The organism is Mycolicibacterium neoaurum, from assembly GCF_036946495.1.
GTDB classification, from domain to species: domain Bacteria; phylum Actinomycetota; class Actinomycetes; order Mycobacteriales; family Mycobacteriaceae; genus Mycobacterium; species Mycobacterium neoaurum_B.
Window position 1 is genome coordinate 573391 of sequence record NZ_JAQIIX010000002.1, and the last position, 23957, is coordinate 597347.

Consider the following 23957-nt stretch of genomic DNA (forward strand, 5'->3'; position numbering starts at 1 on the left):
GATGACCTATCGCAGCATCGATCAGCTCCTCGTACAGCTCGGCGACGGCGTGCTGTCGGTGACCTTGAATCGCCCCGACACGCTGAATTCGCTGACGGAGGACATGCTCAACGGCATCGCCGACACGCTCGAACAGGCCGCCACCGACCCTGCGGTCCGCGTCGTGAAGTTGTCCGGCGCGGGCCGCGGTTTCAGCTCGGGTGCCAGTATCGGCGCCGAGGACGTCTCCGAGTCCGACACCGACGGCCCCCGCCGAGCCCTCGACGGTGCCAACCGTGCGGTGCGTGCGATCGTCGCACTGCCCAAACCGGTGGTCTCGGTGGTGCAGGGACCCGCCGCAGGCGTCGGTGTCTCGCTGGCCATCGCCTGTGACATCGTCCTCGCCTCGGAGAAGGCGTTCTTCATGTTGGCCTTCACCAAGATCGGTCTGATGCCCGACGGCGGCGCCTCGGCCCTGGTGGCCGCGGCCGTCGGCCGGATCCGCGCGCAGCGGATGGCGCTGCTCGCCGAACGCATCACCGCCACACAGGCCTACGACTGGGGCCTGGTGACCTCGGTGCACGCGCCCGAGGATCTCGACGAGGCGGTGAACAGCGTGATCGCCACGCTTTCCGGCGGGCCCGCGGTGGCGCTGCGTAAGACCAAGCAGGCCATCAACGAGGCGACGCTCACCGAATTGGAGGCGGCAATCGAACGCGAGCGGGAGGGTCAGTTGACCCTGCTCGCCGCCGGCGACTTCGTGGAGGGCGCCAAGGCTTTCCAGCAAGGCAGGAAACCCGCCTTCCGCGACAGTTAAATCAGTGGACTGAGCGCCGGCACTGCGTCACCATCGACCACGTGAGTACGCATGTGGACGCCCGCGGTTGGCGCGTACTCGCACCCTTCAAGATCCGCGATTACCGGCTGCTGATCGCCGCCGTGGCGTGCTCGATCTTCGCCACCGGCATGTGGACCGTCGTGATGGCCCTGCAGGTCATCGCGATCAGCAACGACCCCGCGGCACTGTCCCTGGTGGCCAGCTGCCTGGCCATCGGCCTGGTGGCATTCGTCCTGGTCGGCGGTATCGCTGCCGACCGATTTCCCCAGCGCGCCATCATCATCGTTGTCGAGACGGTCAACACCACCGCGGTGACTGCCGTCGCCGTGCTCGGTCTGCTCGGCGAGCTTGCCCTGTGGCACATGGCCGTCGCGGCCGCGGCGCTCGGCATCGGGGCGGCATTCTTCTTCCCGGCCTACAGTGCCATCCTGCCGCGGCTGTTGCCGGCCGAACAATTGCTGGCCGCCAACGGGATCGAGGGCGTCATGCGCCCGACACTGCAACAGGCGATCGGCCCTGCGGTCGCGGGCGTGTTGATCGGCGCCACCTTCCCCACCGTCGGTGCCGTCGTGTGCGCGGCGCTCTTCGGTCTCGGCCTGTGCCTGCTGATCGCCACCCGTCCGGTCACACAACCCGGCGAGGTCACCCGGGAGAAGACTCACGTCCTCGCCGATCTGCGCGAGGGATTCCGCTTCATGGTGCGCACACCGTGGCTGCTGGCGACCCTGTTGTTCGCCAGCGGTTTCATCCTGTTGATCATGGGACCGATCGAGGTCCTGCTGCCGTTCATCACCAATGCGCGTTTCGAGCACGGCGAGCGCATCTTCGGTTTCGTGCTGGCCGCCTTCGGGCTCGGCAGCGCGATCGGCGCACTCGCGGTGTCCTCGCGAACGCTACCCCGCCGCTATTTGACGGTGATGATGGCGTCCTGGACGGTGGGAAACATCCCGATCGTCGTCATCGGTTACACCACATCGTTTGCCTGGATGGCGGTGGCGTCCTTCGTCGTCGGGGCGACAAGCGGTGCGGCGATGGTCATTTGGGGCACGCTCCTGCAACGCCGGGTACCGCCGTCGATGCTCGGCCGGGTGTCCAGCCTGGACTTCTTCGTCTCGCTGGTGTTCATGCCGGTATCGATGGCGCTGGTCGGCCCGCTGTCCAAGGTGATCGCCGTCGAGACCATCTTCCTGGCGGCCGGGGTGGGCCCGGTGCTGCTCGGTGGTGCTGCGTATCTGATGGCCCAGATGTCGCGCGACGAGATCGAGCACCCGCTCGACAGCTGAGAGCTCAGACCCCGAAGATGGGCGGCAGGGCCAGCACCATCACCAGTCCCCAGAAGAAGTGCACCAGCATGGGGGCCAGCACCCCGCCGGTGGCGCGGCGCAGGAACGCGCAGACGGTCCCGAGGACGATCGCGGCGAAACCGAGCATCGGATTGCCGGTGGTGGCCGCGGTGGCGATCACGTACAACACCGTCGAGGTGAGCACCGGACGGTGCCGCAACAGCGCCGTGTACAGCGACCCTCGGAAGAACATCTCCTCGGCGAGTCCGTTGATCACCGTGATGAAGACGATCAGATACAGCGGCCCGGACTTCGAGTACTCCAGCACATCGCGGATGTAGTCGTTGACACCGGGGATCTCGCGCGCCACCAACCCGCCGACCACGAACACCGCACTGAGCCCGAGTCCGATCGCCGTTCCGGTGATGACGGGGCGACGCATCCGGCCACGAAAATCGACCCGACCCATGTGTAGTGGTCCGGACAGATACGCACCGACGGCCCACACCCCGGCCAACGCGAGCGTGAGCCAGACGAAGGTGTCATCGCCGGGCGGTCGGCTCAGCGAGTAACCGAGCAGCGCGGCACCCACCAGCAGCACCGCGACCACGACGAACTTCCGCCGGCCGACCACGGCGGCCGACTCGTCCGACGGCGGCGCCTTGCGGCCCGCGATCCGGCGAAGCTCTCCGGTCCATTTCGTCCGGTTCGTCACCGCTGGCTCACCTCGGATCCACCTTGGCGGCGATCTCGGCGAGGACCTCCAGACCCGTGCGTACCGTCGCCCGCGCGGGACCGGGCAGCGGGGCCAGGACGCCCAGCGCGGGGCGCACAATCGACGGTGACAGTTCTCGGATGCGGGCCGAATCGCCGCCGGCCCAATCCGGATCGGTGTCGGCCAGATGGTGCGGGTCGGCCAGATCGTTGACCGGGCGACGCCGATGCCGGGTCAGCGAACGACGGATCGACTCGTCGACACCGAGCAGACCCCCGTCGGGGTCGGAGACCCGCTCCCGCAGTCCCGCGTCGGTGGCCACCATCGGGTAGTCCAGGGATGCGGTGAGGTCCGCGGTCAGGCTGCCCGGCACGGGTAAAGCCAGCGCTGACACCTTGGAGGCGAGAACCGTGGGCACCGGGCCCACCGGGATCTCGACCCTGATGTTGCCGGCCAGGCGGGCATAGCTGGCGAGCAGGTCGCGATAGGTGGTTCGCTCCGGGCCGTAGATGTCATACGAGCCGGCGGGAACGCGCTCCGGATCGGCGGCGGCCACCAGGTAGTGCAGGACATCGCGGATGGAGATCGGATCTATCGGGTTGTGCATCCAGCTGGGGATCGGAAGGACCGGAAAGCGATCGCCGACATATCGCAGGATCTCGAATGACGTAGACCCGGCGCCGAAGATCAATGCCGCGCCGAGCCACACCAGCTCCGCACCGCCGGGTTCGGTCAGCGCCTCGGCGACCTCGGCGCGACCGGCCAGGTGGTCGGAGAGCTCCTCGTCACCCGGGACGAATCCGCCGAGATAGACGATGCGGCCCACACCGGCAGCCTTGGCGGCCTTCGCCACGTTGGCCGCGGCGCGATTGTCGACCTCCCGGAATCCGGGATCCCCGATGCCGTGCACCAGGTAGTACACCGTGTCGATCTGCTCGGCGTCGCTGAATGCCTTTGTCGCCGAGTCCTTCTCACGCGCGTCCAGCTGGACGACCGAAACCTCGTCGAACCAGCCGTAATCGCGCAGCCGCTCGGGTTTCCGACTGGTGACCACGACCTGGTGGCCCGCCTCGAGCAGTTCGCCGACCAGTCGGGAGCCGATGTAGCCCGTCGCACCGGTCATCAAGATCCGCATACGCCCCAACGTACCCAGGCCGCGCAGAACTTAAGCGCCGCTAGCGATGGAGCTCGATCAGACCTTGGTAGACCTGCGCATTCAGCTGGTTACCGGCCTTTTCCTCATCACTGAGCTCGCGCCGGACCTTGCCGGGCACACCGGCCACCAGGGACCCCGGGGGCACCACCGTGCCCTGTGGCACCACCGCGCCGGCCCCGACCAGTGAGCCTGCGCCGATGACGGCCCCGTTCAGCACGATGGCGCCCATACCGATGAGGCAGTCGTCCTCGATGGTGCAGCCGTGCAACACCGCGTTGTGGCCGACACTCACCCCGGAGCCGACTCGTACCGGGAAGCCCGGGTCGACATGCGCGGTGACGCCGTCCTGGAGGTTGGAGCCGAAACCGATCTCGATGGGTTCGAACTCGGCCCGTAGGGTCGCCGAGTACCAGACACTGGCCTTCGCGGCCAGGGTGACCTGCCCGATCACGGTGGCATTGGGGGCCACCCAGGATTCGGCGTGCAACTGCGGGGCCCGGCCCTGGATGGGGATGATCAGCGGTTCAGCCATGGCCGTCATGGTAAACGGGCCGCGATCGGCTCCCCTGGTACACCTTGCGGTAACTCGACGGCGACATCCCCACGCCACGGCGCAGATGGTGACGCAGGTTTCCGCCCGTGCCCAACCCCGCGCGGCGAGCAACCTCGTCGATGGACAGGTCCTGCGATTCGAGTAGTTCCCTGGCGCGGTCCAGGCGCCGGTTGCGAATCCAACTCGCCGGTGCTTCACCGGTTTCCGCGCGGAAGCGGCGATTGAAGGTGCGCGCGCTCATATGCGCGTGCCCCGCCAATTGCTCGACGGTCAGCTGCTCGTCCAGATGATCGAGCGCCCACTGCCTGGTCGCCGCCGTCGAGGCGTGATCGGACACCGGCACCTGCCGATCGATGAACTGTGCCTGGCCACCCTCCCGCCACGGCGGCACCACGCAGTGCCGCGCCACATCGTTGGCCACCTGGACACCGTGGTCGGACCGAATGATGTGTAGGCACAGGTCGATTCCGGCGGCCAGCCCGGCCGAGGTGAGCACGTCGCCGTCGTCGACGAACAACACGTTCTCGTCCAATCGCACGGCCGGGTACAGCGCGCGCAGCGCGTCGGCATACCGCCAGTGCGTGGTGGCGGGCCGCCCGTCCAGTACGCCCGCGGCAGCGAGGACGAACGCGCCGGTGCAGATCGACACCAGCCTGGCACCCGGGCGGATTCCGGCCAGTGCTGCGCGCACCGCGGGTTCCAGGGTGCCCTCGACACGTGCCGGGGCATAGCGGGTGCCGGGGACCACGACGGTGTCGGCATCGGCCAACGCCTCCGGTCCGGCAGCGGGCAGGATGGCGAACCCGTTGGTCGAGGGCACCGCACCCGGCGCGACGGCGCAGGTGATCACCTCATACAGCGGATCGCCGCTGATATCGGCGGCGCTGCCGAACAGCGTCGGGGCGATGGTGGCGTCGAAGCCCACCACCGGCGGCAACAGCAGTACAGCGACGCGGTGCATGCGATCCAGTTTGGCACGTTTTTGACGAGTGCTGTCATTTATGCCACTGGTGGACGGCACTCCCTTCGGTGACAGTCATGGCATGACAGTTCTGCGCGCCCCCGGTCGGGTGCACTGGGCCTGGGTGGTCGCCGGCGTCAGCTTCGTCGCACTGCTGGGCGCCGCCGCGTTCCGGTCGGTCCCCGGCGTGTTCATGGTGCCGCTGCACGAGGAGTTCGGCTGGAGCCACGGGACCATCGGGCTGGCGATGTCGGTCAACATGACGCTGTTCGGCGTCACCGCGCCGTTCGCGGCCGCACTGATGGACAGACTCGGCGTGCGCCCGGTGCTGGCCGGCGCGCTGGCGCTGATCGCGGCCGGATCGGCGCTGAGCACCGTGATGACCACCGGCTGGCAACTGGTGCTGCTGTGGGGCGTACTGGTCGGAATCGGCACCGGCGCCATCTCCATGGGCTTCGTGGCCACCGTCGCCACCCGGTGGTTCGAGGCGCGCCGGGGTCTGGTCACCGGGGTGTTGACCGCCGCGAGCGCCACCGGGCAGCTCATCTTCCTCCCCGTGGTGGCCCAGGTGACCACGACGCACGGCTGGCGCTGGGCGGCACTGATCGTCGCGGGAGCGGCGGTGGCGGTGGTCCCGCTGGTGGCGGTGTTCATGCGCAACCGTCCGCAGGACGTCGGACTGACCGCCTACGGCGCGACCTCCGACGAGCCCGCCAGCGTGCCGAACGGTTCGTTCGGCGCCGCATTCGAGGGCTTGCGCATCGGGCTGCGTTCCCGGCCGTTCTGGCTGCTGGCCGCCAGCTTCGCCATCTGCGGCATGACCACCAACGGACTGATCGGCACACACTTCATCCCGGCCGCCCACGACCACGGAATGCCGACAACCCTGGCCGCGGGATTGCTGGCGACCATAGGCGTGCTCGACGTGGTCGGGACCATCTTCTCGGGCTGGCTGACCGACCGCGTCGACCCGCGCATCCTGTTGTGTGTCTACTACGCGGGGCGGGGTCTGTCGCTGGTGTTGCTGCCGTCGCTGCTGTCACCGCACGCCGAACCGAGCACCTGGGTTTTCGTCATCTTCTACGGTCTGGACTGGGTGGCGACCGTGCCACCGACGATCGTGCTGTGCCGGGAATTCTTCGGCGCCCGCGCGCCGATCGTGTTCGGCTGGGTGTTCGCCGCGCATCAGCTCGGGGCGGCCGCCGCCGCGGCCGGTGCCGGCTGGATCCGTGATCTCCAGGGCCAGTATGACCTGGCGTTTTACCTTGCTGCCGGGTTGTGTCTGATCGCGGCACTGCTGTGCGCAGCGGTGCGCCGCCCGGCAGGCTGACGGCTCCGCATTTGGCCTCACCGGGGCCGCCGCATACGATTCAACCGGCGCTGCGGGGACGCCATGGCTCGTCAACATCAGTTAGCTGACGGTGGGCAACGCTGGAGATCTCAGAGTTTCCGCTGCTGCGCGCCGACCAACCCAGGGACACAGACACCCTGTCTTGAGCGGAGGAAAATACGTGCACGCTCGCACCGGAAAGCTCTTCGGCGTCGCCGTCGCATCGGCGGCCATCGTCTTCGCGGGAACCGCGGTCACGGCGCAGGCCGAAGAACCCACGACCCCGAACATGGTGATCCCGGAGCCCAAGGGATCGGGCTGTGAGGCCGTCAAATCCGTGGCGTCCGGCCCCGGATCGCTGGCCGTGCTGTCCAAGGCGCAGTCCTCGACCGCGCTGGCGAGCATCCCGGAGATCTCGACCTTCAGCGAGCTGGTCTCCGGGCAGTTGAACCCGGCCGTGAATGTGGCCGCCGTGCTCGACAACGGCCCCTACATCGTGTTCGCGCCCAGCAATGAGGCCTTCGCCAAGCTCACCCCCGAGCAGCTCGAGACGCTCAAGACCGACCCGGTCGCCGCGACCGCCACCGTCTACTACCACATGGCGCTGGGCATCCTGACCCCCAACGACATCGAGGGCATCATCTACACCCAGCAGGGCAAGCCGGTGACCGTCAAGGGCGACGAGAACAACCTGACCGTCAACGAGCAGGCCAAGGTCACTTGCGGCGGGATCGGCGCCGACCACATGCGGGTGTACATCATCGACACCGTGCTGGACCCGAACACTGCTCCGGCGAGCGTCACGCCGACCACCACGTCGAGCAGCGCGACCACCACGACGAGCAGCTCGGCCGCCGAGACCACCACCTCGGCGACGCCGACCTCCGGTGCCGCCGAGACCCCGGTGACCGTCACGGTGACCCAGACCGCAGCCGGATAGGTCCTCCCTTCTCCGTCGGAACGGCGCCCACTGAAAAGTCGGGCGCCGTTTCTGCGTGCGCGCAGTCGCTCGGCCCTTCCCGATCGTGCGGCTGACGCCAAGTAGGGAAAAGCGCCGTCGGAACCACCCGGCTTCAGTGGCCGCACCGGCCGCCGCCCAGTGACTGAAGCCAGGTAGCCGCAAACACGAAAAACGGCGCCCTCTCCCTGAGGAGTGGGCGCCGTTCTCGTTGTCGGCTCTACAGACCCAGGTCTCGGCCGATGATCTCCTTCATGATCTCGGTGGTGCCACCGTAGATCGTCTGGATGCGCACATCGACATAATCCTTGGCCACCCGGTACTCGTTCATGTAGCCGTAGCCACCGTGTAGCTGCAGGCACTGGTCGACGACCTTCTTGCCCAGCTCGGTGCACCACCACTTGGCCTTGGCGGCTTCCACCGCCGTCAGCTCACCGTCGACGACGGCCTGCAGGCAGCGATCCACATACTGCTCGGCGATGTCGAGTTCGGTCTCCAGCTCGGCCATCACGAAGCGGCTGTTCTGGAAGCTGCCGATCGGCTGCCCGAAAGCCTTGCGGTCCTTGACGTACTGCAGCGTCTCGTCGAAGGTGGCGCGCGCTCCGGCGACGCCGGCGATGGCGATCGACAGCCGCTCGGACGGCAGGTTCTCCATCAGGTGGTAGAAACCCCTGCCCTCCTTACCGAGCAGGTTCGCTGCGGGGACGCGAACGTCCTCGAAGTTCAGCTCGGCGGTATCGGCGGCGTGCTGTCCCATCTTGTCCAGCTTGCGGCCGCGGGTGAAGCCCTCCATGTCGCGCTCGACGACCAGCAGCGAGAAGCCCTTGTGGCCGGCTTCGGGATCGGTTCGAGCCACCACGACCACCAGGTCGGAGTTGATACCGGCCGAGATGAAGGTCTTGGAGCCGTTGATGATCCAGTCGTCACCGTCGCGCACCGCGGTGGTGCGGATACCGGCGAGATCGCTGCCGGCGCCGGGCTCGCTCATGGCGATGGCGCCGATCAACTCACCGCTGGCGAAGCCGGGCATCCAGCGGTCCAGCTGCTCCTTGGTGGCCAGGTTCTTGAAGTACGGGCCGACGATGTCGTTCTGCAGGCTGATGCCCGGGCAGGCCAGTCCGAACTTGGCGAATTCCTCGACGATCACCGCGTTGAAGCGGAAATCGTCGACTCCCCCGCCGCCGTACTCCTCGGGCATGTTGAACCCGATGAGGCCGTAATTGCCTGCGGCAACATAGGCTTCGCGGTCGACCAGACGATTGGCCTCCCACTTCTCCACGTTGGGCAGACACTCCTTCTCCAGGAACTGCTTGGCGGTTTCCCGGAGTTGCTCGTGCTCGGTTTCGAAAACCAGTCTCTTCACTGCTTACTTCGCCTTCCAGACGGGCTCGCGCTTCTGCGCGAAGGCCAGCGGTCCCTCCATGGCGTCCTCGGTCTTCAGCAACGTCGCGAACTCACCGAACGTCTGCTTCCAGAACGGCTCGTCGGCGGCGACGATGCCGTCGACGGCCCCGTAGGACACACGCTTGCTTGCCCGAACCGCCAACGGTGCGTTGACCGCGATGCGTTCGGCCAGTTCCAGTGCCGCGTCGACGACGGTGCCGTCGGGGACGACCTTGTTGATCAGACCCCATTTGAGCGCGTCGGCCGAGGACAGCGGCTCGCCGGTGAACACCAGCTCAAGTGCCAACTTCTGCGGCAACTGCTGCACGATGCGGAAGACCCCGCCCGCACCGGCGATCAGACCGCGCTTCACCTCGGGCAGACCGAATTTCGCGCGCTCCTCGGCAACGACCAGATCACTGGCCAGAGCCAGTTCGGTGCCGCCGCCGAGGGCGGTGCCGTTGACCGCCGCGATCGTCGGCTTGTCGACGAAGTGCCGCACGTAGCCTGCGAAGCCCCACTCCGGGTGCTCAGGGTGAAAGAGGTTCTCCCCGCGCGAGATCGCCTTGAGGTCTGCTCCGGCGCAGAAGGACTTGTCCCCCGAGCCGGTCAGCACGATGGCCCGCACATCCGGGTCGTCCTGGGCCGCCTGCAGGGCGTCGCCAACCGCGGTCGACACCGACGCGTTGACCGCGTTGCGGGCGTCGGGCCGGTTGATCGTGATGATCAGGACGTTACCGCGACGTTCTGTCAGCGCCCCCGGGGCGCTGCCCGGCTGCTCGTCGCTCACAACAGCTCCAGGATGGTCGCGTTGGCCTGGCCGCCACCCTCGCACATGGTCTGCAGGCCGTACTGGATGTTGTTGTCCCGCATGTGATAAAGCAGGGTGGTCAGGATGCGGGCACCGGAACCGCCGAGCGGATGGCCCAGCGCGATGGCGCCGCCGTTGGGGTTGAGCCTGCTCTCGTCGGCGCCGATATCCTTCAACCACGCCATGGGCACCGGCGCGAACGCCTCGTTGACCTCGAACGCACCGATCTGATCGACACTCAGACCCGACTTGGCCAGCGCCTTCTGGGTGGCCGGGATGGGCGCGGTCAGCATGATGACCGGGTCGGCCCCGGCCAGCACCGCGGTGTGCACCTTGGCGATGGGCTTGAGACCGAGGTCCTTGGCCTTGTCCGCCGACATGATCAGCAGCGCGGCCGAGCCGTCGGAGATCTGGCTGGAGTTACCGGCGTGGATCACGCCGTCCTCGCGGAAGGCCGGCTTGATCTTGGCCATCGACTCGACGGTGCCGCCGCGGCGGATGCCGCCATCTTCGAGGACGACGGTGTCATTGCCATCGGCGTCCTTGGTCTTGATACCGACGATCTGGTCCTTGAAGGCACCGGAATCCTGTGCAGCGGCGGCCTTCTCATGCGAGCTCAGCGAGAACTCGTCGAGCTGGGTGCGCGAGAAACCCCACTGTTCGGCGATCATCTCGGCACCGACACCCTGGTTGGGGGTCTGGTCGTAGCGTGCGCGGAACGCGTCGGGGTAGGGGTGCCCGCCGTTGGCCAGCGAGGAACCCATCGGGGTGCGCGACATCGACTCCACGCCGCCCGCGACCACGACGTCGTAATGTCCGGCGATGACGCCGGCGACGGCGAAGTGCAGCGACTGCTGGCTGGAACCGCACTGGCGGTCCACGGTCACACCGGGAACGGTCTCGGGCCAACCTGCGGAGAGCACCGCGGTGCGCGCGATGTCGAGGGCCTGTTCACCGGCCTGCATGACGCAGCCCCAGATGACATCGTCGACCAGGGCGGGGTCCACGCCGGCGCGCTCGACCAGACCGTTGAGCACCTGCGCCGACAGGTCGGCGGCGTGCACACCGGACAGGGCGCCGTTGCGCTTCCCGACTGGTGACCGAACCGCTTCGACAATGACCGCTTCAGCCATGAGCTTCTCCTTCGAAGGTTGTAGGCGCTATATATAGGTGAAGGTAGAGCAGAAGGTTTACTAGGTCAACCTACTGGTTGGTAGACGACCGGTGAACTCGGATACCGGCCGCGCATGCGCCGACATGGTTTACTGAGTTGAACACCTACGACGCACGTTAGCCCAGAGGAGCCCACCGTGGCAGGCAGCACCCCGCTTTCACCGATGATCGGCCGCGATGCCGTTCCCTCGGTGGCCGGTGCGCCCATCCGGAGTCCGAAGACCGCCGAACTGGTCGCGGGCACCCTGCGGCGCATGGTGGTCGACGGCCAGCTCAAGGAGGGCGACTTCCTGCCCAACGAGGCCGAACTGATGGCGCATTTCGGGGTCAGCCGCCCCACGTTGCGCGAGGCCGTGCGGGTGCTGGAGTCCGAGCGGCTCGTCGAGGTGCGCCGCGGTTCGCGCACCGGCGCCCGGGTGCGGGTGCCCGGCCCCGAGATCGTCGCTCGCCCGGTGGGTCTGCTCCTGGAGCTGTCCGGGGCCACCATCGCCGATGTGATGACCGCGCGCGCCGGCATCGAGCCGATGGCGGTGCGACTGCTCACCGAATCGGGGAACACGGCGGCCTTCGACGAACTCGACACGATGATCGCCGAGTATGTCCCGTCCGGACGCGAGACGGGCCGCATGGCGGAGACGACGGGCGATTTCCACCAGCGCATGGTGGAGTTGTCGGGCAACGCGACGCTGACGATCATGGCCGGGATGCTGCACGAGATCACGGTGCGGCACACCGCCTTCGCCATGAAGGAGAATCGCCCGCTGTCCAAGTCGGACTTCGAGATGCTGATGCGGTCCTACAAGCGGCTGATGACGTTGATGCGTTCGGGTGACGGCGGGGCCGCCGAGGCGCACTGGCGCAAACATCTCGACACCGCCCGCGAACTACTGCTCAAGGGCATGGAGACCGTCAAGGTCCGCGATGTCATGGGATAGCTCTTCCCGTTGACTCTGCGGCGAGAGCCTCAGCCACTCGCACTCTCGCGCCCCTGACGCAGAGTCGGTGGGCTGACGACGTCGTAGACCGGCACCGTGTCATCCCACGGCTGACGGGTCACCATATCGGCGACCTTGACGTAGCCGCGTTCGAACTCTCCGGTCGCGGCGTCCACCAGCCGGTACTGCTGGGTCTGGCGATGAATCGGCTGCGCGTCGAGCATGACGATGCGCACCTCGCCGGGCTCGAAATGACAGCGCGCCTGCAGGGCGGCGACCAACTGCTCGTTGCTCATGTGGCCGTCGCCGAAGTTCCACCCGATGGCGGTGGACACGATCCGCTCGCCGTCGGTCAGCGTGTAGTCGTCCTCGTTGTGCCCGGCCATCGCCCGGTGGGCCAGGGTGAACAGGGCACGTCCGTGGGTGTTGAAGGAGCGGAACGCGTATCCCATGTACATCGGGATCTGCGCGGCCTCCTTGCTGCCGTAGAACTTCTCCAGCTGGGCTGCAGGCATGCTCGCGATCGCGACGATGCCCGCGGCGATCTTCGCATCGGCCGACGGTTTGATGCACCACAGCGAGGTGTCCCAGTTCCCGGCGTAGTAACGCATGCCGGGCAGGAAGGACACCTTGCGCGGGAACAGATTTCCCAGCACGACGGTGCCCGCGACGACGGCGAACAGCAGCAGCGGCCACGGGCTGTTCAGGTCGCCGAGCCCGATCGGCGCCTGCCCGACGAACAGCGTCAGCACGCTGAACATCATGAAGACGTTCCACTCCAACGGCACACCCATCGGGATGGAACTCAGGATGCCGAAATGGAAGATGAGCATGATCGCCGCGGCGACCGCCCCGGCCACGCCACCGTGGCTGAAGAACAGCACCAGCGGCACCAGTCCCTCGACGGCGGTGGAGAAGTGTCCGATGAACCGGGAGCGCCAGCCGGGCCGCAGGTCGTCGGGGAAGTGCTCGAAGAACTTCCGCTTGATCGCCGGCGAGCGGAAGATCGGGTTGTTGCTCATCATCGTGGAGATGACGAACGGGAAGTGTTTGTTGAGCTTCGAGGTGGCGGCCCCCAGCCAGATGACCAGGCACACCAGCTTCGCGGCGATGATGATGTCGGCGCCGCTGAACAGGAAGCAGAACGCCAGCGATCCGTACACCTCGCCGCGGGCGGCCAGGAAGATCACCTTGTCGCGCAGCCCGGCCAGCGCCAGCAGGCCGAGGATCGTCGCTGTCTGCCAGACCGGCAGCACCCCGACCTCGGTGCCCAGTTCCGGAATGGGGCCGGTCCCTTGTGAGAACAGCGCGATGACGAGCACCACCAGCAGCGCCGCGTAGAGCACCACGTCGAGCACGGCGCGGCCGTCACCGCGGGTCAGCGGGATGCGGTTGGGCCACGGTGGCAGGCGAATGGTGCCGGGCCGCAACCAATACAGGATCGATCCCATCGGCGGGAAGAAGCGGTTGTTCAGTGGCCCGAACCCGCAGCCGAAGCCGACGACCTCGAAGAGCATCGTGTAGAAGACGACCTTCTGGTACAGGATCGGCTCGGCGTACCAGGACCTGACATCGGTGAAGCCGCCGAGGCCATCGGTCGTGGACAGCACCAGGACCCAGGCCACCAGGATGTAGGCGAGGATCTTCACGACGTAGAAGAGGTGCAGGGCCACCGGTGTGCCGAAGCCGACCTCGGCCCAGTGCCGCGCCATCGGGATGATCCGTTCGGCGCGGGTGCCCTTGCTCCACTCCTCGAAGTCGATCACCGGAGTGTTCTGCTTCAGGAATCCCATGCCGGTCAGATTAGAACGTGTTCTAGTGTGACCGCCAGCACTTCCGCGATCTCACCCGGCGCGCATCATCGGCGGGTGCAACAGCTGCAGGTCTCCCCGCCGGTACAGCTGAGCCGGCCTGCCGCCATCGCGTCCGGTGGTACGGCCCGTGGGCACCAGAAATCCCTCGGCCCCGGTCACCTTGCGATGAAAGTTCCGACTGTCCAGCGTTGTCCCCCAGACGATCTCATAGACACGACGCAGTTCGGCGACGGTGAATTCGGCAGCACAGAACGTGGCGGCCAGCGGCGTGTATTCCAGTTTGGCCCTTGCCCGTTCGACCCCGTCGGCCAGGATCCGATCGTGGTCGAACGCCAGGCCGTCCAGTCCGGCCACCGGTAGCCACTGGGCGCCGTCGGCATCACCGCCGGCGGTGGGCAGCGGCAGATCGGGCGCCAACCCGAGGTAGGCGACGGAAACCACCCGCATCCGCGGGTCACGTTGCGGCGCACCGTAACTACCGAGCTGCTCCAGGTGCAGCCGGTCGGTCGTCAGGCCGGTCTCCTCGGCCAGCTCGCGTGCGGCGGCCGCATCGAGATCCTCGTCGGGGCGCACGAAACCGCCGGGCAACGCCCAGCGATCACGGTACGGCTCCACTCCCCGGCGCACCATCAGCGCACACAGTTCGTCGGAACGGATGGTCAGCGTCACCAGATCGACGGCGACGGCGACCGGCGGATGGTCACCGGAGTCGTAGGACACTCCTGCAGCGTAATCGTCATCTTGACGAAAAGCGACGTCCGGGCTTATCGTCGAAATGACGATAATCAACGAGGAGGTGGCCCGATGGCCGTGATCACCCGATACCCACTGATCCGTCACCTGCGGGTGGCACCGACCGCACACATCCGCGCACTGCGGTCCGGGAAGGTCAACCACGACGGGGCCGGATTGGCGTTCTGGTTCCGCCCGCTCACCGCGGCCCTGTCGGAGATTCCATTGGACGACCGCGAACTGCCGTTGTTCTTCCATGCCCGCACCGCCGATTTCCAGGACGTCACCGTGCAGGCGACGGTCACGTACCGCATCGTCGATCCCGCATTGGCCGCCGCCCGTATCGATTTCGCCATCGACGTCGACACCGGAGCGTGGCGAGCGGCACCGCTGGAGCAGGTGGCCGGCCTGTTGACCGAATCGGCACAGCAGCACGCGTTGGATCTGCTGGCACGCACCGCGCTGACCGATGCACTGGTAGACGGGATCACCGCGGTCCGGGAGCGGATGAGCGGCGGGCTCACCGCCGATCCGCGCCTGGCCGAAACCGGCATCGCCGTGATCGGCGTTCGGGTGGTGGCCATCCGGCCCGAACCCGAGGTCGAGCGTGCCCTGCAGACGCCGACGCGCGAAAAGGTGCAGCAGGATGCCGACAAGGCGACCTTCGAGCGGCGCGCGCTGGCCGTGGAACGCGAGCGCGCCATCGGTGAGAACGAGTTGCAGACCAAGATCGAACTCGCCCGTCGCGAAGAGGAGTTGGTGGCTCAGAACGGTGCCAATGACCGGCTGAAGACCCAGGAGTCCTGGGCCGCCGACGCCATCGCCACCGAGGCCAAGGCGCGACGCGAGGTAGCGCTGGCCGAAGCGCAGGCACAGGCCGCGCGGTTGGTCGGCGCGGCGGAAGCCGATGCCGAGGCCGCGCGGCTGGCGGCCTACCGCGACCTGGACGAGGCGACGCTGATCGGATTGGCCGTCAAGGAGTTGGCGGCGAATCTGCCCAAGGTGGAGCACCTGGTGTTGACACCGGATCTGCTGGCGCCGGTGCTGGCGAGACTGGGGGCGACGTCATGAGCACCGCGAGACGAAGGCGAGCGAGGATCGCAGCGAGGCACGAGCGAGGACCGGAACGAGCAGGAGTCGAGCCATGACATTGCCCCCGCGGGCCGTCATCGTCCACCGCCGCACCGAACTCGACGACGCGCTGGCCCGGCACGGCACGCACGGGCAGGCGGCCTACTTCCTCAGCAGCCGCGGCCAGGACATCGCCGAGCTGGAGCAGCGGCACCGGCTGGTTCAGCAGGCCTTGACCACGGTCGACGCCGCGGTGCCCACGGATTGGCGTCGGGGCCGGGTCGAGCGTGCGGACCTGTCCCGGTTCCTGTTCGAGCCCGAGGACGTGGTGATCGTCGTCGGGCAGGACGGGCTGGTGGCCAACATCGCGAAATACCTGCTCGGACAACCCGTCATCGGGATAAACCCCGATCCCGACCGCAACGCGGGCGTGCTGGTGCACCACCCGCCCGCTGCCGTGGCCGGGTTGTTGCGGGCGGCGGTGCACGCCGACGCCGACGCCGAGTTCCGGGCCATGGTTGCCGCACGAACCGACGACGGTCAGCAGTTGACCGCACTCAATGAGATCTTCGTCGGGCATGCGAGCCACCAGACCGCCCGATACAGCCTGGGGTTGCCCGACGGTCGGGTCGAGCAGCAGGCATCCTCGGGGGTGATCGTCTCCACCGGAACGGGCGCAACCGGGTGGTGCCGCTCGATCTGGCAGCAGCAGGCGCGCAGTGTTCGGCTGCCCGATCCCGAAGAAGCGCGGCTGGCGTGGTTCGTCCGCGAGGCATGGCCATCACCCGCGACGGGGACGGCACTGGTCGAGGGTGAGTTGACGGGTGCGGCAATGAGCCTGCGTGTCGAGTCCGATCGGCTGGTCGCATTCGGCGACGGGGTGGAGTCCGACGCGCTGACCCTGTCCTGGGGTCAGCGGATCACCATCGGGCTGGCGCAGCAGCGGTTGCGGCTGCTGCGCTGACCCCCCTCGTGATTTCGGTGAGGATACGTGCGGTCACCGCCCGCATCCTCACCGAAATCACCGAGAGGTGGGGCTCGGCGGGCGGAAGAAGATGACCAGTTGGCCGATGCCGCCGGCCAACCCGAGCCCGGCCGCGATGGCCAGGCCACCCCAGCCCGACAACCAGCCGACTCCCGGGAACAACAGATGGTCGAGGCTGTAGCGTCCGGGTCCGATGCCGGCGATGGCCACTGCGGCGACCGCGAGCACCAGGTTGTACTCCCAACCTTCTTTGACGATGAAGAAGCCGTTGTGCCGGTGCACGGTCCAGGCCGCGACGAGCATCAGCGCGACAAACCCGGCCGCCGGGATCGGGGTCAACAGGCCCAGCGCAAGACCGATGCCCGCGGCGAGTTCGGTTGTTGCGGCCACCCGGGCGTGGAACAGGCCCGGTTTCATGCCGATGCTGTCGAACCAGCCGGCGGTACCCGGGATCCGGCCGCCGCCGAAGAACTTGTTATAGCCGTGGGCGGCCATGGTCAGGCCGAGGACGACCCGCAGGACGAGGAGCGCTGTATCGGAAGCCACGTGACAAAATGTAGGCCATCTGTCACGTTGCTGCCCATCCCCCGTCCACACTGAGCACCGCGCCGTGGATGTTGGCGGCCTCGTCGGAGGCCAGGAACAGCACCGCCGCGGCGACTTCGTCCGGGGTACTCATCCGTCGGGACGGGATACGTGCGAGCACGGGCGCAACGTGGTCGGCGGACTCGGCAGCACGTTCGGTGGCGATCGGGCCCGGCGCGACGGCATTGACGCGCACCCCCACGGGTCCGTACTCGGCCGCACACGATTTGGTCAGCGAATGCACGGCGGCCTTGGTCGAGTTGTACAGCGCCGACTTGTCACCACCGATCAACCCGGTGATGGATCCGATGTTGACGATCGCACCGTGGCCGCGCCGGACCATCCCCGGTGCCAGCGCGCCGGTCAGCAGGAACGGGGCGATGACATTGGCCCGATAGGACTCCAGCAGGGTGGCCTCCGAGATCCGTTCGGTCGGCTCGGGTGTGGACCAGATCCCGGCATTGTTGACCAGGATGTCGACCTCCCCCGCAGCGGTGACCATGTCCCGCACCGCGCCCTCGCCTGCCGCCAGATCGGCCGCGACGAAGCTCGCCCGACCCCCGCGCGCGCCGATATCGGCAACGACGGAGGCACCGCGCTGCGCATTGCGACCGGTGACGATGACATCCGCGCCCGCCGCGGCAAACGCGCGGGCGATGGCCACCCCGAGACCGGCGGTGGAGCCGGTGATCAATGCTGTGCGACCGGCGAAAAGCGTAGTGTTCGGACTCATGAGTCCATGTGTAGGCCGATGAAAATGGACCTGCAAGTCCAAAATCTGACCCGCAAGGGAGCCGCCACCCGGCAGCGCATCATCGAGGGTGCGGCCGCCGAGATCCGGGATCGCGGGGTGGTGCTGACCACCCTCGACGACATCATGGGTCGCACCGCGACATCGAAGAGCCAACTGTTCCACTACTTCCCCGGCGGCAAGGAGCAACTGCTGTTGGAGGTGGCCCGCCACGAGGCCGAACAGGTGCTCGCCGACCAACAACCCCACCTGGGTGCGTTGACCTCCTGGGCGGCCTGGCAGCGCTGGCGCGACACCGTGGTGGACCGCTACCGCCGCCAGGGCCCGAGTTGTCCACTGAGCACCCTGATGTCCGAGATCGGGCGCAGTACACCGGGAGCACAGGCGGTCACCGAGTCGTTGATGCGGCGCTGGCACGACGAGATCACCGCGGGTATCCGCGCGATGCAGAGCCAGGACAAGGTCGACGTGAGCGTGGACGCCGAACAAGCAGCCGCGGCATTGCTGGCCGGGGTGCAGGGTGGTGTCGGAATCCTGATGGCCACCGGCGATATCGGCTACCTGGAGGCCGCTCTCGACATCGGCATCCGGGGCCTGCGGAGTGCCCGATGACCGATATCGTGCGGGCGTCACCGGAAATCGGCTACCTGAGCCCGCAGTCGTTCGCCGAACTCGGCATCTCGCAGACCGTCGTCGCCGGTGGCACGGTGTATGTGTCCGGTATCGCACCGCTGACGCCCGAATTCGACGTGGTCAGTCCGGATCTCGACGTGCAGTTGCGTTTCGTGCTCGACGTGCTCGATCGCTCACTCATCGCCGCGGGCACCGACCGGACCCGGCTGGTCGCCTGGACCATCTATGCCCGCGACCTGACTGCGCTGTCGGGTTGTCTTCCCATACTGCGTGATTGGGTCGGGGAACACCGTCCCACCAGCACCTGGATCGGCGCGGCCGGGTTCATCCACCCCGCACAGCTGATCGAACTGACCGCCACCGCCGTGATCTGAGGAGCCGCAGCCGCCCTCAGTGCGGGTGCGCCTCCACAAATCTACGAGAAAGCGGATCCCAGCCGCTCCAGGTATTCGTCGACGTCACCGACCGCCGACTCGGCGGCGAACACACTGATCGCGATGGTGTCGCCGACACCGGTCACACAGTGGGTCAGCCCGACCATCGGTGACAGCCCCGGGAACGCCGCCGCCAGCCGCACCGGCCTCCCGCCGAAGGCGAAATCCGCGGGGCCACAATTGACACTGGAGACCACGGTGTTCCCGGTCACCGCCGCCGCCCGCACCGCCGGATCGAACTGGCTCACACCCCATCGCAGCAGCGGCGCCGGGGTGGCCGCGAAGGCACGATCGGAGGCACGCATCGCCGGATGCGCGGCACGGGCGCGACGGTCGGCGAGTTCGCCGGCAATCGCCGCACGGCGTTGGGGCACAGCAAGATCGGGATGCAGGCCGACGCCGACCGTGCCGAAATGGTTGTAGGCACGGCGCGGGCCCGGTTTGGTCATCGTGACCTCGGCGCCGAGCCTGGATGTGTCCTCCCCGAGCGCGGACAAGTGATCGTCCAGCGCCGCCGAGATGGCCGACAGCGCGGCGACGGTCACCGTCGCACCGGCGAGCTCGGCGCGGTCGAACACCAGTGTGCGCATGCTGCGCAGGCCGGCCGGAGTGGCGTTGGTGCGCAGCGGGGGCCTCGGCGGCGCCGGGGCCGGTACGCGCCCAGCCTCGGTGTCGCGCAGCAACTCTCGGTGCGCCTTGGCCGCCTCGATGCTGCGCCACACCAGCAGCGCCGGGTGACCATACCTGGGTCGGATCGATTCCACGACGGCGCGCCTGCCGAACATCACCGCCGCGGGTGCGCAGGTCCGCCCGCCACCGCCGAGGGCGTGGGTGATCTGCAGTACCGCAACGGTTGCCGGTCCTGTGACACCTGGGACATCGGTGATATCGATGAAAAGGTGGATGCGCCAGGGCATCACCCGCGCATCGAGTTGATGGTCGACCAAAGCCACCACGGCCGAAAGGCAGGCGGCCCAATCGCCGGGTGGATAAGTGGTCAACCGGTCCCGATTTACCTCGGCAGGAACCCATTGCGGGTACTGCAGCCGAGATTCGTCGTGCACACGGCGCGACAGATCGACGGAGGCGCGCGCGTTGGCGATCAACTCGTCGACGGCCGTGTCAAGGTCATCGGGCACACCGTCGAAGGCGTAGAGCAGGAACGTGTCGTTGGGGATCTTGGCCGACATCCAGAACATCTGGGCGTCGACCGCGGTCAACCTATCGGTGGACACTTCCGATGAACTCCAGAATGTGGTGCGCGGTGGCGTCGGGCTGGTCGAGCTGCAGAAAATGCCCGCCGCCCTCGACCACCCGCGCGGAGCTGCCCGTCGGCAACACCCGACGCACCCACTCGGTGTAATCGGCTGAGGCACAACCGTCATCGCTGCCGTGCAGATACAACGTCGGCAGCACCGGTGCCTGTAACCAGTGCCGCTGTAGTTCGGCATAGCGGGCCGGGGGCCTCGAGTTGCGCACCATCGCGCGGTAGTAACCCAGCGCCGCCCGCCAGTTGGCCGGCGCGCCGATGGCCTGCAGCACCTGGCCGACATCGTCGGTACCGTCGTATCCCGGAGACCAGTCCCGCCACAATCGCGGGACCACCCGCTCGGCGACCCGCTCAGGCAGCCAAGGCAATTGGAAGAACAGGATGTACCAGCTGCGGCGCAGCTGCCGGGGTAGGCGCGCCATCAGCCGGCCGGCATCGGCGAGACCGGTGCGCGACCGGAACGCCGCCGACGGCGGTACCGACATGATGGTCGCCTTCACGAACGGACTGTTCGGCATGGCTGCCAAACCGGTGGCCGCCATCGCACCCCAGTCGTGGCCGATGATGACATCGCGACCGGTCGGTCCGGCGGCGTCGAGTACCCGCAGCGCGTCATCCATCAACGCGCCGACGTGATAACTGTCCAGTGCCGACAGCGAGGACGGTGCGTATCCGCGCATGAACGGGGCGACCACCCGCCAACCCGCGTCGGCCAACCGCGGCGCCACCTCGCGCCACCCGTTGGCGGTATCGGGGAAACCGTGCAGGCAGACCGCGACCGGGGCGGTCGCGTCGGTCCAGTCGCCCCAGGTCAGCGCGCGCAGCGTGACATCGTCGGTGACGATCTCCAGGGTGCCCGCTGCCACGTGGCTAGACCGGGTCGAAACCGGAGATGAGCCAGCGATCGCCGTGCTTCTCCATGGTCACCCGCACGCTGGAGGCGGTGTCGGTGGGGGCGTCACCTCCGACGACGACGGTCTGGTTGACGAAGACGATCACCACTGCCTTGTTCGGATCCGCCGACACCGAGGCGGCCGCGGGCACCGTCGCCACCGCCGAGATCTGCTTCTCCTTGGCACCGGGGATGACCACGTCGGTGGTCAGGTCGGTGTAGGCCTGGGCGAAATCGCCGGTCAGCAGGGAGCGGGCATCGGTCAGTTGCTGTTCGACGGTGTCGGGCTGGTACGACAGCAGCGCGACGGTGCTGTCCTTGGCCACCTGGACCGATTCGATCCGGGCGAGATCACCGTCGCGTACCGAATTGTCCTGCCACTTAAGGAATCCCGCGACCAGACCGAGGATCAGCGCCAGTCCGGGCAGGATGCCGTAGGCGAGCACACGTCCCCACCGCGTTCCCTGCGCGGCGGATTCACCGGTGGATGCGACCGCGGCCTCGGTGTTTTCCGTGCTTTCGGTGCTTTCCGTGCTCTCGGGCGACTCGACGGTCTCATCGAGTTCGACGGCCGTGGACTCGACGTCCGGAGTGTCGGATTCGGGTTTGTTCTCGGTCACGGCACGAACTCCACGTTGGACACCTTCACCTGGTCATCGCCGACGTCCTGCACGGTCACGCGCATCCGCCACAGTCGGGGTTGTTGTTCGGCAGCACCGGCATTGGAGGTCTGCACGGTCACCGCGACCAGCACGCGCGCCTCGGTATCGGTGTCGGACTCCAGCCCGGCCTCGGTGACCGAACCCACCGATTTCGACTGTGCCTGCTTGACGACGTCGACGAACGGCGCGGCACGCTGTTCGAAATCATCGTAGAAAGAGCCCGTCGCCGAATCGAGGATGCGCTGGACATCACTCTCGGCATGTTCCCAGTCGATGGTGGTCAGGTTGATCGCCCCCTGCCTGCCGACCTGGAGGAACAGCTCACGCTTGGCCTCGAGCTTCTGGGACTCGTAGGTCCGGAACCCCAGCCAGCCGACCAGGCCGGCGAGGGCGAGCACCACGACGAGTCCGACGATGGTGGCCAACCGCAGGTGCGATCCGCTGTCGGCCGTCGCGGCCTTCTCGGCCTCGTCGAAGTCTTCAGCACTCTCGGTGTCTTCGGAGACCTCCGAAGCCATACCCTCGTCGGCACCCTCTGCCGACTCGGCATCCTCGGACTTCGCTGCGGTCTCTGCTGCGGACTCGCTCACCGCCCCGGTGGGGGTAGCAGCATCGTCTGCCATGTTTGCTCCTCGTTCGCGGTGCGACCCAGATTGGACTGTGTGTACACCTTGCCGTCCGGTCCAACGTACGTGCCGCTTGCCGGATCGTATTCGGCGGCCGCGACGGCGGGCGGTTCCGGTGCCGGCGCCGGTACCGTTTCCGCCGGTTGCTGGCCCGGACGCAGTTGGGGAACGGCCTGGCCGGACAGGGTGGCGTTCGGGTCGCCCTTCCAGTTGTTGCCGTCGTTGAGCGGGACGTAGGTCTCGTCACTCTCGCACATCGCCACGGTGGGCGCCCGCTTGCCCGGGACGGTGATACACGGCAGGTTGCGGGCGCCACGGACGTTGTTCGGCGAATCCTGCGGGATGCGGCAGTAGAGATCGCCGGCCGGCCGGTCGGGATAATCCTCCAGCGCCGCGACCCGCTGCTGTTGAGCAGGCAGGAAGCCGGTGGTGCACGCCGGTGGCAGGTTCAGGTTCAGGTTGAAGTTCAGGTACGCGCCCTTGTAGTCCTGCTTGGTGTTGCGGTTGGCGGTACCGGTCGCCTGGGTGGTGGCGGTGCCCTGCGGCAGCAGCACCAGCAGCTGCTCCAGCGCGGGCTGGTAGGCGATGGCCACCTCGTTGATATTGACCAGGTTGGCCAGCACGATCGGCAGCGTCGGCTGCAACCGGTCGAGCAGCGCGCGCACCTCCTCGGCCGCGCCGGGTCCTTGCTGCAGGATCGACCGCACCGCTCCGTCGTGATCGCGCAGTTCGGCGGTGACGGTGGCCAGATTGGATGCCCACGCCCTGATCGAGCCTGCGGTATCGGTCTGGCTGTCCAGCACGGGCTTGGACTGATCGATCAACGCGGTCAGTGGATCCAGGTTGGCGCGCGCGTCGATGGCCAACGCGGTGGAACCCTTGACCAGGCGGTTGAGATCGGGTCCCAGCCCGCCGACGGCCAGGTACGCCTCGTCGACGGCGGTACGCAGGTTGTCACCGGGGATCGCCTGCAGCCCACGGTTGGTGGCATCGAGCAGGGTGTTGACGTCCATCGGCACCGTCGTCCGGTCCAATGGGATGACATCACCGTCACGCAGATCCGGTCCCCCGGAGGTGCGCGGCAACAGTTCGACGAACAATTCGCCGACGGCCGTCTGACTGTGGACGGCCGCATCCAGATCCGCCGGGATGGCCACGCCGGACTCCAGGGACAACACTGCCTCGACGGTGCCGCGTTCGGTCAGGCCGACCTTCTCGACCCGACCCACCTGCGAGCCGCGGTAGGTGACATTGCTGCGTTCGTAGAGTCCACCGGTCTCGGGTAGCTCCAGGGTGACGCGGTAGTGCCCGACGCCGAACAGCAGATTGGGCAGCCGCATATAGCTGAAGGCCATGATGCCGATGGCGACGATGGAGATGGCGATGAAGACCGCCACCTGTATCAGGATTTTCCTGGTCAGCACCAT

Annotated in this window: 25 protein-coding genes; 9 read left to right on the forward strand and 16 right to left on the reverse strand. The window is 67.4% G+C overall.

The annotated features are described in order from the left end of the window. The first annotated feature begins 1 nt into the window (after window position 1). A complete protein-coding gene (locus PGN27_RS08130) occupies window positions 2-796 on the forward strand; it encodes an enoyl-CoA hydratase (protein WP_335325682.1) in 795 nt (264 codons plus the stop codon). A 41-nt stretch (window positions 797-837) separates the two neighbouring features. After that, window positions 838-2100 carry a tetracycline efflux MFS transporter Tet(V) gene (gene tet(V) / locus PGN27_RS08135; RefSeq protein WP_335325683.1) on the forward strand — a complete coding sequence of 421 codons (1263 nt, stop codon included), beginning with the start codon at window positions 838-840 and terminating at the stop codon, window positions 2098-2100. Window positions 2101-2104: 4 nt separating this feature from the next. Here the strand turns inward: tet(V) and PGN27_RS08140 are convergent, their stop codons facing one another. The 4 genes from PGN27_RS08140 to PGN27_RS08155 are packed head-to-tail and all read right to left on the reverse strand — an operon-like array spanning window position 2105 to window position 5485. After that, entirely contained in the window at window positions 2105-2815 is a 711-nt protein-coding gene (locus PGN27_RS08140; RefSeq protein WP_036461834.1) for a CPBP family intramembrane glutamic endopeptidase, read from the reverse strand. A gap of 7 nt (window positions 2816-2822) precedes the next feature. Further along, window positions 2823-3950, reverse strand: a complete 1128-nt coding sequence (locus PGN27_RS08145) for an NAD(P)H-binding protein (RefSeq protein WP_335325684.1) — start codon at window positions 3948-3950, stop codon at window positions 2823-2825. 40 nt (window positions 3951-3990) lie between these two features. Then, complete coding sequence (locus tag PGN27_RS08150; RefSeq protein ID WP_208545017.1) at window positions 3991-4512, reverse strand: gamma carbonic anhydrase family protein; 522 nt, start codon at window positions 4510-4512, stop codon at window positions 3991-3993. Beyond that, on the reverse strand, window positions 4496-5485 hold the full coding sequence (locus PGN27_RS08155; RefSeq protein ID WP_335325685.1) for a GlxA family transcriptional regulator: 990 nt from the start codon (window positions 5483-5485) through the stop codon (window positions 4496-4498). The genes PGN27_RS08150 and PGN27_RS08155 overlap by 17 nt, the downstream gene beginning before the upstream one ends. A gap of 82 nt (window positions 5486-5567) precedes the next feature. On the opposite strand from PGN27_RS08155, the gene PGN27_RS08160 reads away from it, so the two are divergent. Together PGN27_RS08160 and PGN27_RS08165 are read left to right on the forward strand one after the other, a co-directional pair. Next, entirely contained in the window at window positions 5568-6815 is a 1248-nt protein-coding gene (locus PGN27_RS08160) for an MFS transporter (protein WP_335325686.1), read from the forward strand. 181 nt (window positions 6816-6996) lie between these two features. Continuing rightward, window positions 6997-7755, forward strand: coding sequence for a fasciclin domain-containing protein (locus tag PGN27_RS08165; RefSeq protein ID WP_335325687.1), 759 nt, complete (start codon window positions 6997-6999; stop codon window positions 7753-7755). 238 nt (window positions 7756-7993) lie between these two features. Here the strand turns inward: PGN27_RS08165 and PGN27_RS08170 are convergent, their stop codons facing one another. From PGN27_RS08170 to PGN27_RS08180, 3 genes are read right to left on the reverse strand one after another with little or no spacing between them, the layout of a single operon-like run. Continuing rightward, window positions 7994-9136: an acyl-CoA dehydrogenase family protein gene (locus PGN27_RS08170; protein WP_030136222.1), complete on the reverse strand. Its 1143-nt coding sequence runs from the start codon at window positions 9134-9136 to the stop codon at window positions 7994-7996. A 3-nt stretch (window positions 9137-9139) separates the two neighbouring features. After that, the gene (locus PGN27_RS08175; RefSeq protein ID WP_030136223.1) at window positions 9140-9946 is read right to left on the reverse strand and encodes a crotonase/enoyl-CoA hydratase family protein; all 807 of its coding nucleotides are present in this window, start codon (window positions 9944-9946) and stop codon (window positions 9140-9142) included. Continuing rightward, window positions 9943-11100 carry a thiolase family protein gene (locus PGN27_RS08180; protein ID WP_030136224.1) on the reverse strand — a complete coding sequence of 386 codons (1158 nt, stop codon included), beginning with the start codon at window positions 11098-11100 and terminating at the stop codon, window positions 9943-9945. Before PGN27_RS08180 ends, PGN27_RS08175 begins: the two co-directional genes overlap by 4 nt. A gap of 177 nt (window positions 11101-11277) precedes the next feature. Between PGN27_RS08180 and PGN27_RS08185 the strand changes: the two genes are divergently transcribed. After that, window positions 11278-12075: a FadR/GntR family transcriptional regulator gene (locus PGN27_RS08185; RefSeq protein WP_036461829.1), complete on the forward strand. Its 798-nt coding sequence runs from the start codon at window positions 11278-11280 to the stop codon at window positions 12073-12075. Between the two features lie 29 nt (window positions 12076-12104). Here PGN27_RS08185 and PGN27_RS08190 read toward each other — a convergent pair whose 3' ends face one another. Beyond that, on the reverse strand, window positions 12105-13868 hold the full coding sequence (locus PGN27_RS08190) for a DUF3556 domain-containing protein (RefSeq protein WP_335325688.1): 1764 nt from the start codon (window positions 13866-13868) through the stop codon (window positions 12105-12107). 51 nt (window positions 13869-13919) lie between these two features. Next, window positions 13920-14609: an NUDIX hydrolase gene (locus PGN27_RS08195; RefSeq protein WP_335325689.1), complete on the reverse strand. Its 690-nt coding sequence runs from the start codon at window positions 14607-14609 to the stop codon at window positions 13920-13922. Between the two features lie 84 nt (window positions 14610-14693). Here PGN27_RS08195 and PGN27_RS08200 point away from each other — a divergent pair, with 84 nt between their 5' ends. Next, on the forward strand, window positions 14694-15692 hold the full coding sequence (locus tag PGN27_RS08200) for an SPFH domain-containing protein (protein WP_335325690.1): 999 nt from the start codon (window positions 14694-14696) through the stop codon (window positions 15690-15692). Window positions 15693-15765: 73 nt separating this feature from the next. Next, window positions 15766-16656, forward strand: a complete 891-nt coding sequence (locus PGN27_RS08205; protein WP_335325691.1) for an NAD(+)/NADH kinase — start codon at window positions 15766-15768, stop codon at window positions 16654-16656. Window positions 16657-16713: 57 nt separating this feature from the next. Here PGN27_RS08205 and PGN27_RS08210 read toward each other — a convergent pair whose 3' ends face one another. Both PGN27_RS08210 and PGN27_RS08215 read right to left on the reverse strand, forming a co-directional pair. Then, window positions 16714-17223, reverse strand: coding sequence for a DoxX family protein (locus tag PGN27_RS08210; protein ID WP_036461824.1), 510 nt, complete (start codon window positions 17221-17223; stop codon window positions 16714-16716). Between the two features lie 22 nt (window positions 17224-17245). Next, window positions 17246-17995 carry an SDR family NAD(P)-dependent oxidoreductase gene (locus tag PGN27_RS08215; RefSeq protein ID WP_335325692.1) on the reverse strand — a complete coding sequence of 250 codons (750 nt, stop codon included), beginning with the start codon at window positions 17993-17995 and terminating at the stop codon, window positions 17246-17248. 24 nt (window positions 17996-18019) lie between these two features. Between PGN27_RS08215 and PGN27_RS08220 the strand changes: the two genes are divergently transcribed. Together PGN27_RS08220 and PGN27_RS08225 are read left to right on the forward strand one after the other, a co-directional pair. Next, complete coding sequence (locus tag PGN27_RS08220; RefSeq protein ID WP_335325693.1) at window positions 18020-18625, forward strand: TetR/AcrR family transcriptional regulator; 606 nt, start codon at window positions 18020-18022, stop codon at window positions 18623-18625. After that, the gene (locus PGN27_RS08225; RefSeq protein WP_335325694.1) at window positions 18622-19020 is read left to right on the forward strand and encodes a RidA family protein; all 399 of its coding nucleotides are present in this window, start codon (window positions 18622-18624) and stop codon (window positions 19018-19020) included. Before PGN27_RS08220 ends, PGN27_RS08225 begins: the two co-directional genes overlap by 4 nt. A 41-nt stretch (window positions 19021-19061) precedes the next feature. Here the strand turns inward: PGN27_RS08225 and PGN27_RS08230 are convergent, their stop codons facing one another. Genes PGN27_RS08230 through PGN27_RS08250 form a run of 5 tightly spaced genes read right to left on the reverse strand, consistent with a single transcriptional unit; the run spans window position 19062 to window position 23957 of the window. Further along, window positions 19062-20315, reverse strand: coding sequence for a WS/DGAT domain-containing protein (locus tag PGN27_RS08230; RefSeq protein ID WP_335325695.1), 1254 nt, complete (start codon window positions 20313-20315; stop codon window positions 19062-19064). Further along, on the reverse strand, window positions 20302-21216 hold the full coding sequence (locus tag PGN27_RS08235) for an alpha/beta fold hydrolase (protein WP_335325696.1): 915 nt from the start codon (window positions 21214-21216) through the stop codon (window positions 20302-20304). Before PGN27_RS08235 ends, PGN27_RS08230 begins: the two co-directional genes overlap by 14 nt. A 4-nt stretch (window positions 21217-21220) precedes the next feature. After that, window positions 21221-21862 (reverse strand): hypothetical protein, encoded by a 642-nt coding sequence (locus tag PGN27_RS08240; RefSeq protein ID WP_335325697.1) that lies wholly within the window; start codon window positions 21860-21862, stop codon window positions 21221-21223. Further along, complete coding sequence (locus tag PGN27_RS08245; protein WP_335325698.1) at window positions 21859-22527, reverse strand: Rv1363c family protein; 669 nt, start codon at window positions 22525-22527, stop codon at window positions 21859-21861. The genes PGN27_RS08240 and PGN27_RS08245 overlap by 4 nt, the downstream gene beginning before the upstream one ends. Continuing rightward, window positions 22491-23957, reverse strand: a complete 1467-nt coding sequence (locus PGN27_RS08250) for an MCE family protein (protein ID WP_335325699.1) — start codon at window positions 23955-23957, stop codon at window positions 22491-22493. Before PGN27_RS08250 ends, PGN27_RS08245 begins: the two co-directional genes overlap by 37 nt.